At 70.7% G+C, this 14388-nt stretch carries 14 protein-coding genes and 1 tRNA gene; 8 read left to right on the forward strand and 7 right to left on the reverse strand.

Annotated features, from left to right (window positions below; all coding sequences use genetic code 11):
• The first annotated feature begins 30 nt into the window (after positions 1-30).
• The 3 genes from ACIQLK_RS04035 to ACIQLK_RS04045 all read left to right on the forward strand — a co-directional run bounded on the left by ACIQLK_RS04035 (position 31) and on the right by ACIQLK_RS04045 (position 2006).
• Positions 31-543 carry an amino-acid N-acetyltransferase gene (locus ACIQLK_RS04035; RefSeq protein WP_400363014.1) on the forward strand — a complete coding sequence of 171 codons (513 nt, stop codon included), beginning with the start codon at positions 31-33 and terminating at the stop codon, positions 541-543.
• A 45-nt stretch (positions 544-588) separates the two neighbouring features.
• The gene (locus tag ACIQLK_RS04040; protein ID WP_400363015.1) at positions 589-1308 is read left to right on the forward strand and encodes a hypothetical protein; all 720 of its coding nucleotides are present in this window, start codon (positions 589-591) and stop codon (positions 1306-1308) included.
• A gap of 296 nt (positions 1309-1604) precedes the next feature.
• Positions 1605-2006: a dehydrogenase gene (locus ACIQLK_RS04045; protein WP_400363016.1), complete on the forward strand. Its 402-nt coding sequence runs from the start codon at positions 1605-1607 to the stop codon at positions 2004-2006.
• 5 nt (positions 2007-2011) lie between these two features.
• On the opposite strand, the gene radA is transcribed toward ACIQLK_RS04045, so the two are convergent.
• Complete coding sequence (gene radA, locus ACIQLK_RS04050; RefSeq protein WP_400363017.1) at positions 2012-3370, reverse strand: DNA repair protein RadA; 1359 nt, start codon at positions 3368-3370, stop codon at positions 2012-2014.
• A 138-nt stretch (positions 3371-3508) separates the two neighbouring features.
• On the opposite strand from radA, the gene ACIQLK_RS04055 reads away from it, so the two are divergent.
• The gene (locus tag ACIQLK_RS04055; RefSeq protein WP_400363018.1) at positions 3509-4201 is read left to right on the forward strand and encodes an alpha/beta fold hydrolase; all 693 of its coding nucleotides are present in this window, start codon (positions 3509-3511) and stop codon (positions 4199-4201) included.
• Between the two features lie 10 nt (positions 4202-4211).
• Here the strand turns inward: ACIQLK_RS04055 and ACIQLK_RS04060 are convergent, their stop codons facing one another.
• From ACIQLK_RS04060 to ACIQLK_RS04070, 3 genes are all read right to left on the reverse strand, one after another.
• On the reverse strand, positions 4212-5165 hold the full coding sequence (locus tag ACIQLK_RS04060; protein WP_400363019.1) for an L-lactate dehydrogenase: 954 nt from the start codon (positions 5163-5165) through the stop codon (positions 4212-4214).
• A gap of 53 nt (positions 5166-5218) precedes the next feature.
• Positions 5219-6598 (reverse strand): MFS transporter, encoded by a 1380-nt coding sequence (locus ACIQLK_RS04065; protein ID WP_400363020.1) that lies wholly within the window; start codon positions 6596-6598, stop codon positions 5219-5221.
• 88 nt (positions 6599-6686) lie between these two features.
• Positions 6687-7433: a DUF429 domain-containing protein gene (locus ACIQLK_RS04070; RefSeq protein WP_400363021.1), complete on the reverse strand. Its 747-nt coding sequence runs from the start codon at positions 7431-7433 to the stop codon at positions 6687-6689.
• Positions 7434-7577: 144 nt separating this feature from the next.
• Between ACIQLK_RS04070 and ACIQLK_RS04075 the strand changes: the two genes are divergently transcribed.
• Positions 7578-7665 (forward strand) — tRNA-Ser (locus tag ACIQLK_RS04075).
• A gap of 79 nt (positions 7666-7744) precedes the next feature.
• On the opposite strand, the gene ACIQLK_RS04080 is transcribed toward ACIQLK_RS04075, so the two are convergent.
• The 3 genes from ACIQLK_RS04080 to ACIQLK_RS04090 are packed head-to-tail and all read right to left on the reverse strand — an operon-like array spanning position 7745 to position 9962.
• The gene (locus tag ACIQLK_RS04080; RefSeq protein ID WP_400363022.1) at positions 7745-8146 is read right to left on the reverse strand and encodes an arsenate reductase ArsC; all 402 of its coding nucleotides are present in this window, start codon (positions 8144-8146) and stop codon (positions 7745-7747) included.
• On the reverse strand, positions 8143-8661 hold the full coding sequence (locus ACIQLK_RS04085) for a GNAT family N-acetyltransferase (protein ID WP_400363023.1): 519 nt from the start codon (positions 8659-8661) through the stop codon (positions 8143-8145). The genes ACIQLK_RS04080 and ACIQLK_RS04085 overlap by 4 nt, the downstream gene beginning before the upstream one ends.
• Entirely contained in the window at positions 8661-9962 is a 1302-nt protein-coding gene (locus tag ACIQLK_RS04090) for an NAD(P)-binding domain-containing protein (RefSeq protein WP_400363024.1), read from the reverse strand. The genes ACIQLK_RS04085 and ACIQLK_RS04090 overlap by 1 nt, the downstream gene beginning before the upstream one ends.
• A gap of 80 nt (positions 9963-10042) precedes the next feature.
• On the opposite strand from ACIQLK_RS04090, the gene ACIQLK_RS04095 reads away from it, so the two are divergent.
• The 3 genes from ACIQLK_RS04095 to ACIQLK_RS04105 all read left to right on the forward strand — a co-directional run bounded on the left by ACIQLK_RS04095 (position 10043) and on the right by ACIQLK_RS04105 (position 14382).
• Positions 10043-10399, forward strand: coding sequence for a metalloregulator ArsR/SmtB family transcription factor (locus tag ACIQLK_RS04095; RefSeq protein ID WP_400363025.1), 357 nt, complete (start codon positions 10043-10045; stop codon positions 10397-10399).
• A gap of 117 nt (positions 10400-10516) precedes the next feature.
• Positions 10517-11866 carry a 3' terminal RNA ribose 2'-O-methyltransferase Hen1 gene (locus ACIQLK_RS04100; RefSeq protein ID WP_400363026.1) on the forward strand — a complete coding sequence of 450 codons (1350 nt, stop codon included), beginning with the start codon at positions 10517-10519 and terminating at the stop codon, positions 11864-11866.
• Positions 11863-14382, forward strand: a complete 2520-nt coding sequence (locus ACIQLK_RS04105; protein WP_400363027.1) for a polynucleotide kinase-phosphatase — start codon at positions 11863-11865, stop codon at positions 14380-14382. The genes ACIQLK_RS04100 and ACIQLK_RS04105 overlap by 4 nt, the downstream gene beginning before the upstream one ends.
• Positions 14383-14388: the final 6 nt, after the last annotated feature.

Consider the following 14388-nt stretch of genomic DNA (forward strand, 5'->3'; position numbering starts at 1 on the left):
GGCGGGTGCGGGGCGAATACAGTGGAACGCATGACGGGACCGGACGCGACCTACACCGTGCGCCCCGCGCGGACCTCGGACGTCCCCCGCATCCAGGAGCTTCTCGAGCCGTGGGTGCAGCGACGCATCCTCCTCGGCAAGGAGCGCGTCACCCTGTACGAGACCGTGCAGGAGTTCGTCGTCGCCGAAGCCGGAGACCGACTCGTCGGATGCGGTGCCCTGCACGTGATGTGGGAGGACCTCGGTGAGGTGCGCACCCTCATCGTCGCCGATGACTGGCTGCACCGCGGTGTCGGCGGAGCCGTCGTCGACCTGCTGGAGGAGAACGCCCGCACCCTCGGACTCAGCCGGCTGTTCTGCCTCACCTTCGAGGTGCCCTTCTTCTCGCGCCGCGGCTTCGCCGAGATCGGCGAGCAGGTCGTCGCCCCCGACGTCTACTCGCAGCTGCTCCGCAGCCCCGACGAGGGCGTCGCCGAGTTCCTCGACCTGGCGCACGTGAAGCCCAACACCCTGGGCAACACCCGCATGCTCAAGCAGTTGTAGGCGCGCCGGGCCGGTGAGCTCGGAGCCCGCGCATACCCTGGACCCGTGAGCAGCAACTCCCCGCGCCGCCGGCCGTCGCCGGCCGTGTACCGCCGTCGCCGACTGGCGGTGCTGCTGCTCGCGGTCCTCATCGTCGGCGGCATCGTCGCGCTCGTCATCTGGCAGCCCTGGCGTGCGATGACGGATGCCGCCTCCCCATCGACCGGGGGAGCCCCGGCATCCGCGCCCTCGACGCAGACGCCGACGCCGAGTCCAGGTGACGACCTTGCGACGCCCTCGGGAACGCCCAGCCCCCGCGTGACGACGTCAGCGGACGGCGACACCGGTGACACCGGAGATGCCGACGAAGCGAAGCCGAGCGATGTGCCCGTCTGCACGACCGGCGACGTGACGGTGACCGCGAACGTCGACAAGACCTCGTACGGCGCGGGTGAGATGCCGAAGCTCTCGATCACCCTCGTCAACGACACCGAAGAGCCCTGCCTCATCAACGTCGGTACGGCGGCGCAGACGTTCGAGATCACGAGCGGCACCGACACGTGGTGGCGCTCGACCGACTGTCAGACGGAGCCGAGCGATCAGGTCGTTCAGCTGGACGCCGGCAAGACGGTCACGAGCGCGAGCCCCATCGTCTGGGATCGCACCCGGTCCTCGGTCGACACGTGCGATGGCGACCGGCAGAAGGCGCTGCCCGGCTGGTACAACCTCGCCGTCAGCATCGGTGGAATCGGCTCTGCCGAGCCGGCGTCGTTCACGATTCGCTGACGCACCTGACGCATCGAACTTTCTGAGAACATTCTCATCTCCCGGGGCCGTCTCGGGCTGTCCCGCGGCAACAGTCGGCGCGTACCCTGGGGTTCAGCTCCCGGCGGTCACCCCCCCCCGTCGTCCCCAGCGACGGAGTCCCGCCACCCCCCAGAAGCGGGACTTCGGATCCCCCGGCTGCCGGCGAGCGATGGGCCCTCTCGACTTCTCCAGTCCCCAATGGGGAGTTCGAGGGGGCCCCCTTACGTTCTCGGGCTCGGCGCGGTGATGCGCGGCATCCCGCCTAGGCTGTGGGGATGGCTGGGAAGAAGCGCGAGAAGAAGCCGCTCGAGTTCCGCAACACGGCTCTGGCCGATGCCCTTCAGACGCAGGACATGGCGGCGCTCGCGTTCGCGCTGCGCCACGGTCCGACCGTCGTGCCGCTCCTGGGTCCGGGTGCGCGAGACGATCCTCGGGACTCGGGCGAAGTCTGGACGTACCGGGACCCCGCCACCGGCGACGTCGCTTTGCTTCTCTTCAGCGACGCGGCCAACAAGCCTGCGACGCTTCCGCCGGGCGTGGGGCTGCAGTCTCCCGCCTGGCTGCGCGCCTTCCTCGGCACGTACGGCGAGGAGATCACCACCGTCTTCTTCGACATCGCCGGTCCCCACCCCATGCAGGCAGCGCCGGCGGACCTGATCGCCGCTCTGGATGCCTGATCCGCTCAGAAGTCGGGCCGGTCGTCGGGTCGGGGCGCGTGGTGGCGTGAGCGCTGGGCGAGAGCGTCCCGGAGAGTGCCGGCGCCGGCGTCGATGACGGCGCGGTAGCCGAGCCTCGCCGCTTCGGACCGCCGCTGGTCGTGCTGGGTGACCCGACGGATCTCACCGGACAGGCTCAGCTCCCCGATGGCCGCGAGCTTCGGCGGGTTCGGGCGCTCGGCCGCGGCGCTCGCGATGGCGAGGGCGATGGCGAGATCGGCGGCCGGCTCGGTGAGGCGCACCCCGCCGACGGTCGAAACGTACACGTCCTGATCCGACAGCTTGATGCCGGCTCGCTTCTCGAGTACGGCGAGCACCATCGCGACGCGCGCGCCGTCGACACCGCTCACGATCCGCCGCGGGTTCGGAGCCGACGTGTGCAACGTCAGGGCCTGCACCTCGACGGGCAGTGCACGCCGCCCCTCAAGGGCGACCGTCACGCACGTTCCGGGCTCGCTCGGACGGTTGCTGAGGAAGAGCGCGCTGGGGTCGGGTACCTCGGCGATGCCGTCGCCGGCCATGTCGAAGCATCCGACCTCATCGGTCGCGCCGAACCGGTTCTTGAGGGCTCGCACGAACCGCAGGGAGGTCTGACGATCTCCTTCGAAGTGACAGACGACGTCGACGAGGTGCTCGAGGATGCGGGGTCCGGCGACCTGGCCGTCCTTCGTGACGTGTCCGACGATCACGACGGGGAGGTCGCGTTCCTTCGCGACGCGGATGAGGGTGGATGCCACCTCCCGCACCTGGCTCGGCTGTCCGGCCGCGCCGTCGATCAGACTCGATGACACCGTCTGCACGGAGTCGACGATGAGGAGGTCGGGCCGTACGTCGTCGACGTGCCCGAGGGTCGTCGCGAGGTCCGTCTCGCTCGCGAGGTAGAGCTCGTCGTGCAGGGCGCCGGTGCGTTCGGCGCGCAGTCGGACCTGGCTGAGGGACTCCTCCGCGCTCACGTAGAGGACGCGTCGTCCAGCGCGCGCGCTCTGCGCGGCCACCTCGAGGAGCAGGGTCGATTTGCCCACGCCCGGCTCGCCGGAGAGCAGGATCGCCGCGCCGGGGACGATTCCCCCGCCGAGGACGCGATCGAACTCGCCGACGCCGCTCGAGCGTCGCGGCGTCTCGCGCGTATCGATCTCGGTGATGCGGCGCGCGCTGCGCGTCGGGCTGACGGGGGTGACGGACGCCGTGATCCCGGTCTGCGTCGCTGCCTCGACCACGGTGCCCCACTGCTGGCATTCGCCGCACCGACCGACCCACTTGGCGGTCGTCCACCCGCACTCTGTGCAGCGGAACGCCGCGGTCGGGGCGGGTCGTCGTGAAGCCATGTCCTCAGGCTAATCGCGGCATCCGACATCCTCTCTGAGCCGCTCTTGTGCGTGTACTTAGCATGCAATATATTGCGTATCGGAAGCGTTGCACCCCACACCCCCATCGGGGGACCACGACAGCAAAGGAAGAGATTCATGAACATCGCAGACATCACGAACGTCGTCCTCGTCCACGGAGCCTTCGCCGACGGCTCCGGCTGGCGCCGGGTGTACGACCTCCTCACGGCCCGCGGATTCCGCGTATCGATCGTCCAGAACCCGCTGACCTCTCTCGAGGCCGACGTCGCCGCGACCACGCGCGTCCTCGACCAGCAGGACGGACCGGCCATCCTCGTCGGCCACTCGTGGGGTGGCACCGTCATCACGCAGGCGGGGACCCACCCGAACGTCGCCGGGCTCGTCTACGTCTCGGCGCTGATCCCCGACGTGGGGGAGTCGTCCGGGCAGCAGTACGAGGGCTTCGCCGCGACGCCGGAGTTCGTCATCGACGTCCGCGAGGACGGGTACGGTTACCTCGCACGCGAGCACTTCCGCGCCGGGTTCGCCGCCGACATCGACGAAGCGGATGCCGCCTTCCTCGCCGACAGCCAGGTGCCCGTCAACATGTCGGTCTTCGCCGAGCCCGTCACCGCAGCGGCATGGCGCGACAAGCCGAGCTGGGCCGTCATCGCCACGGAGGACAAGGCGTTCGACCAGGCGATGCTGCAGCACATGGCCTCGCGCGTCGGAGCGCAGATCACGAACGTTCCCGGCAGCCACGCGCTGTTCATCTCGCAGGCCGACACGGTCGCGAAGGTCATCGCCGACGCCGCAGGCTCCCGGCGCTGACCCGACGAGCTCAGCGCAACGACGCCGCGACCGTCCTCAGGGCATCGGCAGAACGGTGGAAGAGCGCCAGTTCGTCGTCAGAGAACGAGGTCTCGAGGATGGGGCGTGCACCCGCGCTGCTGACGACGGAAGGCACCGAGAGCGCCACCCCGTCGACCCCCTGGAAGTCGCTCAGGACGGTCGACACCGGCATCACCGCGTGCTGATCGCCGAGGATCGCCTCGACGATGCGGGCGCTCGAGAGGCCGATCGCGTAGTTGGTGGCTCCCTTTCCGCGGATCACCGTGTAGGCGGCATCCCGCACGTCGACAGCGATCCGGTCGAGCTCCTCGGTCGTGAAGGGCGGCTGGCCGTCGAGCGGCTGCCAGTCGAGGATCGGGACGGTGCCGATCGTGGCACGAGACCAGTGCGGGAACTCGGTGTCGCCGTGCTCGCCGACGATGTATGCGTGAACGCTCGAGGTCGACACCCCGGCGCGCTGCGCCAGCTTCCACCGCAGTCGCGACGTGTCGAGCACGGTGCCCGAGGCGAAGATCCGCTCGGGTGGCAGCCCGGTGACCTCCTGCCCGATGACGGTGAGCACGTCGCACGGGTTCGTGACGATGACGTAGACGGCGTTCGGAGCGACCTCGAGCAGCTCGGGCAGCATCCGCCTCAGGATGCCGGCGTTCACCCCGGCCAGCTCGGTGCGGGTCTGGCCCGGGTTCTGCTTCGCTCCGGCGGTGATGACGACGACGTGCGAACCGGCGGCGACCGAGACGTCCGACCCGCCGGAGATGTCGCTCGACCCGGTGAACTGCGCGCCGTGGGCGAGGTCGAGCACTTCCGCCTCGACCTTCTCGGCCGCGATGTCGTACAGCGCGACGTGCCGCGCCGATCCGCGGATGAGGGCGGCGTAGGCGACGCTCGATCCGACGGCGCCCGCGCCGACGACGGTCAGTTTCGAGTTCTCGATGACGCTCATACCGCCAGTGTGGCAGTCGACGGATGCCGCAGGCCCGGATCCGGCCGTGGAAATCAGGGAGCCGGCTCGTCGGCCGTGGCCGGCCTGCGGATGCCGAGGAAAGAGACCACCGCACCGGCCGCCATCAGCACGGCGGTGACGATGGCGGCCCGGTGGAACCCGTCGAGATCGAGCGCCCCGCCGATGATGACGGCGAGGATCGCGATGACGACGAGCCCGGCGATGCGCGAGACGGCGTTGTTCGTCGCCGACGCGATGCCGGAGCGTTCGCCGCCGATCGCCCCCAGGATCGTCGAGGTCAGCGGCGACACCGTGATGCCGAGTCCCAGGCCGAAGACGACGAGACCCGGGAGGACCTGCGTCCAGTAGTCGAAGTCCTCGCGGACGGCGAGGAGCATGAGCGCCCCGACCGCCATGACGAGCGGACCGACGGTCATGAACAGGCGCGGACCGAACCTGTTCACCCAACCGCCGACGACGGAGCTGAGCGCGATCAGGGCGAGGGTCGTGGGCAGGCTCGCGAGGCCCGCGAAGGTCGCGCTCAGTCCCGCGCCCTGCTGCAGGTAGACCCCGACGACGAAGCCGTTCAACGAGAGTGCCGCGTAGATGAAGAAGGTGGCGAGGTTGCCGGTCCAGAAGTTCCGGACACGGAAGATCCCGAGCGGGAGGATGGGTGAGCGGACCGTGCGCTGACGCAGCAGGAACGCCGTGAACAGGAGGATGCCGGCGACCAGCGGCATCCAGATCGCCGGATGCCCCCACCCCAGGTTGGGCTGTTCGATGAGCGCGAAGACGATGCCGCCGAGGCCCAGTGTGCACAGGGCCGCACTGACGAGGTCGATGTGCGCGTCGTCGCGCCGACGGTCGACATCGCCGAGGCGGGTCAGGAGGACGAACGTCACCGCGATCGGGAGGATGTTGACGAGGAAGGCGAAGCGCCACGACAACAGGTCGACGAACAGCCCGCCGATGAGGGGGCCGGCGAGATTCGCGCCCGTGGTCCACGCGGTCCACTGGCCGATCGCCCGCGCTTGGGCGGGGCCGTTCAGGAGCGACGTGATGAGAGCGAGCGAACTCGGCACGAGGAACGCGCCGGCGGCCCCCTGCAGCGCCCGGGCGATGATCAGCACGACCGGATCCGGCGCGAGCCCGACACCGATCGAGGCGATGCCGAAGCCGATCAGCCCGATGCGCAGGACGAGCACGCGCCCGAACGCGTCGCTCACCGACCCCGCGAACAGGATGAGCGAGCTCAGGGTGAGGAGGTAGGCATCCACCGCCCACTGCTGGGTGGACAGCCCTCCGCCCAACTCGTCGCGGATGGCGGGGAGCGCGACGTTCACGACGGTGCCGTCGAGGAATGCGACGGCCGACGCGAGGGCGGCGATCGCGACGATCAGCCCGAAACGGGGGGATGTCGTAGGCACGCTCACAGGCTCACGTTACGCCCCGGGCCCGGCTCGGGGCGGGGGAGAGTCGAGCCGACGGGAACTGGCGACATTCCGAGAGGGAAGCGACGGGTCACGTCGGGTCGAGGTCGGCGAGCGGGGTGGCGGGCAGGGCGATCCAGCCCTCGCGGCGGGCGCGATCCAGTTCGGCGGGCGGGACGGGGTGCGTGGCGCGCAGCGCATGAGCCCGAGCGATGAGCGCGGCGACGACGGCGTCGATCGCGTCGTCGGATGTCGACATCAGGGCGCGCTGATCGGGCGAGACGGTGAGCCACGGTGCCGCGGTGAGGAGATTCGCCGTCGCGGTCTGCCGGGCCGCGGCATCCGTCTTGTATCCGGAGACGTCGACTCCCCAGAGTCGGAGGGATGCCGCGGGGTAGACCTCGACGAGTCGTCCCGTTGCGCCGGATCGGTCGACGTCGTCGCCGGCGTCGGCGAATGTCGCCAGCAGGTCGGCGCAGCGCATCGCGGTGAGCCCCAGGCGATCGGTCGAGACGCTGAGCGGAAGGCGGCCGGTGATCCGGTGCGCGACGCGGTCGGTCGCGCGGTAGGCGAGTCGGCGGCGTCCCGCGATGCCGCGTAGGTCCGTGTGGGGACCCTCGCCTCGCGCGTTCGCCGCGACGTAGGCGACGAACTCGTCGGGCCAGCCGAAGGCGCAGTCGACGCCGATGCGCGTCGCGCCCGCCGCGAGCCTGACGATGTCGTCGTCGGTGTTGTCGAGCCGGAGCGTCGTGAGGCGGGCGCCCTCCGCGCGCCAGTCGACGACCGCGACCGCCGTGCGCGCCGGCTGCGCGGCGAGGTCGACCCCGGTGGTGATCACACGGCGACGCTACCCGTCCGCACGCTCGTCGAGACGTCGCGGATGGTCGCGATCCCGGGCGGAAAGCGACCACCTGCGACGCGTCGGCGAGGCGGGACGACGCTCGGTTCGCGGCATCCGCTCTCGTGTCGTAAGCTGGACGACGGTGACGTGTCCGAGCGGCCGAAGGTGCAACTCTCGAAAAGTTGTGTAGGGTAACCCCCTACCGTGGGTTCAAATCCCACCGTCACCGCTCTGAAAACCCCCGCTGATGCGGGGGTTTTCGCTTTCATGCGCACCGAGCCGCGGCATCCGCCGTCGCTCGAGGTGAGTCAGGGGAGCAGCTCGGTCAGGAGCGCCCCGACGCGGGTGCGGATGTCGTCGCGGATGCGGCGGACGTCGGCGATGCCCTGGCCCGCGGGGTCGTCGAGCTGCCAGTCCTCGTAGCGCTTGCCGGGGAAGATCGGGCAGGCGTCGCCGCATCCCATCGTGATGACGACGTCGGACTCGCGGACCGCATCGACGGTCAGCAGCTTCGGGGTGTTCGCCGCGATGTCGATGCCCTCCTCGGCCATCGCCTCGATCGCGACGGGGTTGATCGCGTCCTTCGGCTCGGAGCCGGCCGACAGCACCTCGACGCGGTCGCCCGCGAGGTGCTGCAGGTAGCCGGCGGCCATCTGCGAGCGCCCCGCGTTGTGGACGCAGACGAACAGGACGGTGGGGGTGTCGGTCATGGGGTGTCGTGTCCGTTCCGGGTCGATCGGCGTTCGAGGAGGAGGGTGTCGCGCCACCGTCCGGCGTGGGCTCCGAGCATCGAGCGGGCGATCCGTTCGCGGCGCCCGACGACACGGAAGCCGGCGCTCTCGTGCAGGCGCAGGCTCACGTCGTTCTCGGGGAAGACGCTCGACTGTATCGTCCAGTACCCGGCGGCCTCGGCGGCGTCGATGAACGCGTCGAGCAGGGCGCGCCCCACGCCCCGGCCGGTGTGCGCCGGGTCGACGTACACCGAGTGCTCGATGACGCCGCGGTAGACCTCGCGAGCGGAGACGCGGGATGCCGCGACCCATCCGACAGTGCGGTCGTCGGTGTCGACGGCGACGAGGCGCGCGTCCGTCACCTTTCCTGCGTCGAACGCCTCCCACGTCGGGGTCGCCGTCTCGAAGGTCGCCTCCCCTCCCGCGATCCCTGAGGCGAGGATGCGCTCCACGTCCGGCCAGTCGAGCGCCATCATCGGACGCACCCGGATCATCAGCAGCACCCGCCCAGGTCCGTTGAGCAGACGCCCGTCGCCGGCAGCGTGAGGCGGACCTGCGTCGCGGCGCGCATGTCGCCGTCGATCCATGCCGCGACCGAGCGCACCTGCTCGTAGCCGGTCGCCAGCAGGAACGTGGGTGCGCGTCCGTAGGACTTCATGCCGACGATGAAGAAGCCGTGTTTGGGATGCCGCAGCTCGTCGAACCCGTGCGGTTCCACCGTCCCGCACGAGTGGACGTTCGGGTCGATGAGCGGCGCGAGCCGGACCGGCGCCTCGACGATGTCGTCGAGGCCGAGACGGATCTCGCGCAGCATCGACAGATCGGGTCGGAACCCCGTCGCCGCGACGACGAGGTCGGCGTCATGGACGGATGCCGCGCCCCGCCGCATCCCGCACAGCCGGACTCCGTCGCCGTGTCGTTCGACGGAGCCGATCTCGAACGAGTCGATCTTCTCGATCGTGCCGCGGCGCACGAGAGCGTCCAGGCGTGATCCGAGCGCGGCGCGATCGGCGAGCTCGTCGTCCGCAGACGACGACACGCGCATCGCGGATGCGTTGCGGATGAGCCAGGTGATGCGGGTGCCGGGTTCGGACTCGGCGAGCGTCGCGAGGGAGAGGAGCGTGTTCGCGGCGGAGTGTCCCGCGCCGACAACGGTCGTGTGCCGTCCCGCGAAGCGCGCACGGTCGACGCCGAGGACGTCGGGCAGTGGGTGGACGAGTCGGTCGCCGAGACCCGAGCCGCCGAGCGGGGCGAGGCCGGTCGAGCCCAGTGGATTCGGGGAGTTGTAGGTGCCGGAGGCGTCGATGACCGCCCGCGCCGTGAGCTCGGCGGCCCCGTCGGCGGTGACGTAGCGGACGAGGAACGGGGTCGTCTCGCGTCCGGTGCTGCGAGTCCGGTCCATGCCTTCTCGAGCGACGGCGACCACTCGGGAGCCGTAGCGGATGCGGGGGCGCAGCGCGTCGAGCTCGGCCAGGGGGGTCACGTACGACTCGACCAGCTCGCGTCCGGTGGGCGCGGCATCCGTGTCGGGCTCTGTCCACCCCGCGGCCGCGAGCAGTCGACGGGATGCCGGGTCGATCAGATGCCGCCACGGTGAGAAGAGGCGGATGTGGCCCCATCGCCGGACGGCGGCGGCGGGCGTGTCACCCGCTTCGAGGACTATGACATCGATCCCTCGCTCGACGAGGTTGGCGGCGGAGGCGAGCCCGACGGGGCCGGCGCCGATGACGACGACCGGCAGGGTGTCGAGCCGCGGCGTCGTCGTCGCGCGGGGCGTCAGGTCGAGAAGCGTCATCCGGTCCTCCGTATCGATGGATGTCGATGAAAGTATGCGGTTATCTATCGATGACTGTCAATATCGATTAGCATCGATGCATGGTGACGATCCTTCCCGTGATCCCGAGTCCTGTGACCGGCGACGCCGTGTGCTGCGCGCCGCTCGTGAAGGAGCCGATCGGGCAGGCGGAGGCGGAGCGTCTCGCGGCGAGGATGAAGGCACTCGCCGACCCGGCGCGGTTGCGGCTCCTCTCGATCGTCGCCTCGTCCGCCGACCAGGAGGCCTGCGTCTGCGACCTCATCGAGCCGGTGGGCCTCTCGCAGCCCACCGTGTCGCACCACCTCAAGGTGCTGACCGAGGCCGGCTTCCTCTCCCGCTCCAAGCGCGGCACGTGGGCGTATTACCGCCTTCAGCCCGGCGCGCTCACCGGCGTCGCCGATTTCCTGGCCGTCTGAACCCCGCCGAGCCGTCGCAGATGGTCGCGCGACGCGGGCGACGGCGACCATCTGCGACGTCTCGAGCGAACCCCGCCGCCCTAGAGTGGGGCGGATGCCACGACGGGGGAGGCGACGATGCTCGTGACGGTGACCTATGCGCCGACCGACGGTCAGGACGCGACCGCGCTCGGATTCCTCGTGCACAAACACCCCGCCAAGGTGCAGACCTTCTCGGCGCCCGTCGGCGACATCCACGTCTTCTACCCCGAGGCGACTCCCGAGCGCTGCACCGTCGCGGTGATGCTCGAGGTCGATCCGATCGCGCTCGTCCGCAACAAGCGGTTTCGAGGGGATGCCGGGGCTCTCGGGCACTATGTCAACGACCGTCCGTACGTCGCCTCGAGCATGCTCGCTGTCGCGATCGGGACGGTCTTCCGCACCGCGATGACCGGGCGCAGCGACACGTACCCCGAGCTGGCGGCATCCGCCCTGCCCCTGCGGATCGAGATCCCGGTCGTATCGGCCCGCGGTGACGAGGGCCTCGTGCGGCGGCTGTTCGAACCCTGCGGGTGGACGGTCGAACAGGCCCGCATCGTGCTCGACGGCGACCACCCCGAGTGGGGCGACTCGCGCTACAGCTCGGTCGTGCTGACTGGGGAGGTCCGGCTCGCCGCGGCTCTCCGCCAGCTCTACGTCCTCCTCCCCGTTCTCGACGACGCGAAGCACTACTGGGTCGGTGACGACGAGGTCGGCAAGCTCGAGCGCGCCGGCGAGGGATGGCTCGCCGACCACCCCGAGCGCGACCTCATCACGCGGCGCTACCTCGTGCACCAGCGCGCGCTGCTCGATGAGTCCGCCCCGGCGGACCGCCCGACACCGCTGCGCGAGCACCGGGCCGAGGCGGTTCTCGCCGCGCTCGCCGACGTCGGGGCGCACCGCGTCGTCGACATGGGGTGCGGTCCCGGAGCACTCCTCGCCCGATTCGCGAAGGACCGCTCCTTCACGAAGATCGTCGGCGTCGACGTCTCGGCGCGCTCGCTGGATCAGGCGGCACGGATGCTGCGTCTGCCCGAGGCATCCGATGCCGAACGCGAGCGCATCGAGTTGCTCCACGGCTCGGTCGTCTACCGCGACGAGCGCCTGCGCGGCTTCGACGCGATGGTTCTCATGGAGGTCGTCGAGCACGTCGATCCGTCACGGCTCGGCGCGCTCGAGGATGCGGTGTTCGCCTCCGCCGCGCCCGGTGCCGTCGTCGTCACGACCCCCAACGCCGACTACAACGTCCTCTACGCCGACCTGCCCGCGGGTGCATTCCGCCACGACGATCACCGGTTCGAGTGGACACGCGAGGAGTTCCGCGCGTGGGCCGAGGCGGTCGGGGCCCGCCACGGGTACGCGGTGGAGTTCCGCCCGGTGGGTGAGGCGGATGCCGACCGCGGCGCTCCCACGCAGCTCGCCCTGTTCCGGAAGGAGGTCGCGGCATGACCGTCCTCGACATCCCCGCCCTGTCGCTCGTCATCCTCGTCGGGGCATCCGGTTCGGGCAAATCGACCTTCGCACGGGAGCACTTCGGTCCGTACGAGACGCTCTCGAGCGACGCCTTCCGCGGCATGGTCGGTAACGACGAGTCCGACCAGTCCGTGACCGCTGCCGCCTTCGACGCGCTGCAGTACGTCGCGGGCAAGCGCCTCGACGCGGGCCTGCTCACGGTCGTCGACGCGACGAGCGTGCAGCCCGAGGCGAGACGCAAGCTCGTCGAGCTCGCGAAGGCGCACGACGTGCTGCCGGTCGCGATCGTCTTCGACGTGCCCGAAGCGGTCTCCGTCGAACGCAACGCGGCGCGCAGCGACCGGCACATCCCCGCCGGCGTCGTGAAGCGGCAGAACGATCAACTGCGCCGCGGGCTCCGCCACCTCGGTCGCGAGGGATTCCGCAAGGTGCACGTGCTCCGCAGCCCCGAGGAGGTCGCCGGCGCCACGATCGAACGCGCGCGCCTGCTCACCGACCGTACCGACGAGCGCGGCCCGTTCGATGTCATCGGAGACGTGCACGGATGCCGCAGCGAGCTCGAGACCCTGCTCGGCGAGCTCGGCTACGAGCTCGTGCGCGACGAGCAGGGCCGCGCGGTCGACGCGCGGCATCCCGAGCGGCGTCGTGTCGTCTTCGTCGGCGACCTCGTCGACCGCGGCCCGGACGTCGTCGGCGTGCTGCGCCTCGCGATGGGGATGGTCGCCTCGGGGAGCGCGCTCGCCGTGCCGGGCAATCATGAGGCGAAGCTCGTCCGCGCGCTCCGCGGCGCGAAGGTGACCGTTTCGCACGGACTCGAGGAGACTCTCGCCCAGCTGGCGGGCGAGAGCGCCGAGTTCCGCGAGCAGGTCGCGGCGTTCTGCTACGACCTCGTGTCGCACCTGATCCTCGACGAGGGGCGCCTCGTCGTCGCCCACGCCGGGCTCAAGGAGCAGTACCACGGTCGCGCGTCCGGACGGGTGCGCGCCTTCGCGCTCTACGGCGAGACGACCGGTGAGACCGACGAGTACGGGCTGCCCGTCCGGCATCCGTGGGCGCAGGACTACCGCGGCAAGGCCGTCGTCCTCTACGGGCACACGCCGGTGCCGACCGTGGAGTGGGTGAACAACACCGCCTGCCTCGACACCGGGTGCGTGTTCGGCGGGGCGCTCTCGGCGATGCGGTACCCCGAGCGCGAGGTCGTCTCGGTGCCGGCCGAGCAGGTCTGGTACGAGCCGATCCGTCCGCTCGCCCCCGCTGCGCCCCAGCGCGCCCCCGGCGTGCTCGACCTCGCCGATGTGCAGGGCAAGATCATCGTGCAGACGAGCCTCCACGGCCGTGTCGGCATCCAGGAGGAGCAGGCCGCCGGAGGGCTCGAGACGATCAGCCGGTGGGCGACCGACCCGCGTTGGCTCATCCACCTGCCGCCGACCATGTCACCGCCCAACACGTCGGCGCGCGAGGGATACCTCGAGCACCCCGACGAGGCGTTCGCGACGTACCGCGCGAACGGCGCGACCGATCTCATCGCCGAGGAGAAGCACATGGGCTCGCGCGCCCTCGTGCTCGTCTCGCGCGATCCGGCCCGGTTCTCGGCGCCCGAGGGGTGGCGCGGCGCGATCCACACGCGGACCGGTCGTCCCTTCTTCGCGCCCGACGTCGAAGCCGACCTGCTCGGCCGCCTGGACGCGGCGATCGAGCGCGCCGGACTGTGGGACGAGTTCGGCTCGTCGTGGATTCTCCTCGACGCGGAGATCCTGCCCTGGTCGCTCAAAGCCGGTGACCTCATCCGCGATCTGTACGCCTCGGTGGCTGCGGCGGCCGAGACCGCCACGGATGCCGCGTCCACCGTGCTGGCCCGGGCCGCGGCATCCGGAATCGACGTCAGCGCCCTCGCTGCGCGGAACCGGGTACGGGCCGAGGGCGCGCGCGGATTCCGCGCGGCCTATCGCCGGTACGTCGGCGACGAGTCCGACGCGCGCGTCGCACCGTTCCAGGTGCTCGCCGCGGGTGAGGTGACGTTCGAGACGCGCGACCACGGCTGGCACCTCGGAGTCGCCGACCGCCTCGTCGCGGCCGCGCCCGATCTCGTGACGCCGACGCGGCGACGACGGATCGACCTCGGAGACGAGGCATCCGTCACCGCGGCCGTCCACTGGTGGGAGGAGCTCACCGCGGTCGGCGGGGAGGGGATGGTCGTGAAGCCGTTCGCCAACCTCACGCGCACCGAGAAGGGGCTCGTGCAGCCGGGCATCAAGGTGCGCGGGCGTGAGTACCTGCGGATCATCTACGGGCCGGACTACACCGACCCCGCGAACCTCGCGCGCCTGCGGGACCGCAACGTCGGGCACAAGCGCTCGCTCGCCGCCCGGGAGTACGCCCTCGGGATCGAATCCCTGCACCGCTTCACCGCCGGCGAGCCGCTCTGGCGCGTGCACGAGGCGGTGTTCGGCGTGCTCGCCCTGGAGTCCGACCCGATCGACCCACGCCTATAGGCCGGA

Source organism: Microbacterium sp. NPDC091382 (assembly GCF_044757025.1).
Lineage (GTDB): Bacteria > Actinomycetota > Actinomycetes > Actinomycetales > Microbacteriaceae > Microbacterium.

Bases quoted from the DNA above. Each gene is read 5' to 3' on its own strand.
- ACIQLK_RS04035 (WP_400363014.1), top strand. From the start codon at position 31: ATGACGGGACCGGACGCGACCTACACCGTGCGCCCCGCGCGGACCTCG.
- ACIQLK_RS04045 (WP_400363016.1), top strand. From the start codon at position 1,605: ATGGCTGGGAAGAAGCGCGAGAAGAAGCCGCTCGAGTTCCGCAACACG.
- radA (WP_400363017.1), bottom strand. From the start codon at position 3,370: ATGGCTTCACGACGACCCGCCCCGACCGCGGCGTTCCGCTGCACAGAG.
- ACIQLK_RS04055 (WP_400363018.1), top strand. From the start codon at position 3,509: ATGAACATCGCAGACATCACGAACGTCGTCCTCGTCCACGGAGCCTTC.
- ACIQLK_RS04060 (WP_400363019.1), bottom strand. From the start codon at position 5,165: ATGAGCGTCATCGAGAACTCGAAACTGACCGTCGTCGGCGCGGGCGCC.
- ACIQLK_RS04080 (WP_400363022.1), bottom strand. From the start codon at position 8,146: ATGACCGACACCCCCACCGTCCTGTTCGTCTGCGTCCACAACGCGGGG.
- ACIQLK_RS04085 (WP_400363023.1), bottom strand. From the start codon at position 8,661: ATGATCCGGGTGCGTCCGATGATGGCGCTCGACTGGCCGGACGTGGAG.
- ACIQLK_RS04090 (WP_400363024.1), bottom strand. From the start codon at position 9,962: ATGACGCTTCTCGACCTGACGCCCCGCGCGACGACGACGCCGCGGCTC.
- ACIQLK_RS04095 (WP_400363025.1), top strand. From the start codon at position 10,043: ATGGTGACGATCCTTCCCGTGATCCCGAGTCCTGTGACCGGCGACGCC.
- ACIQLK_RS04100 (WP_400363026.1), top strand. From the start codon at position 10,517: ATGCTCGTGACGGTGACCTATGCGCCGACCGACGGTCAGGACGCGACC.
- ACIQLK_RS04105 (WP_400363027.1), top strand. From the start codon at position 11,863: ATGACCGTCCTCGACATCCCCGCCCTGTCGCTCGTCATCCTCGTCGGG.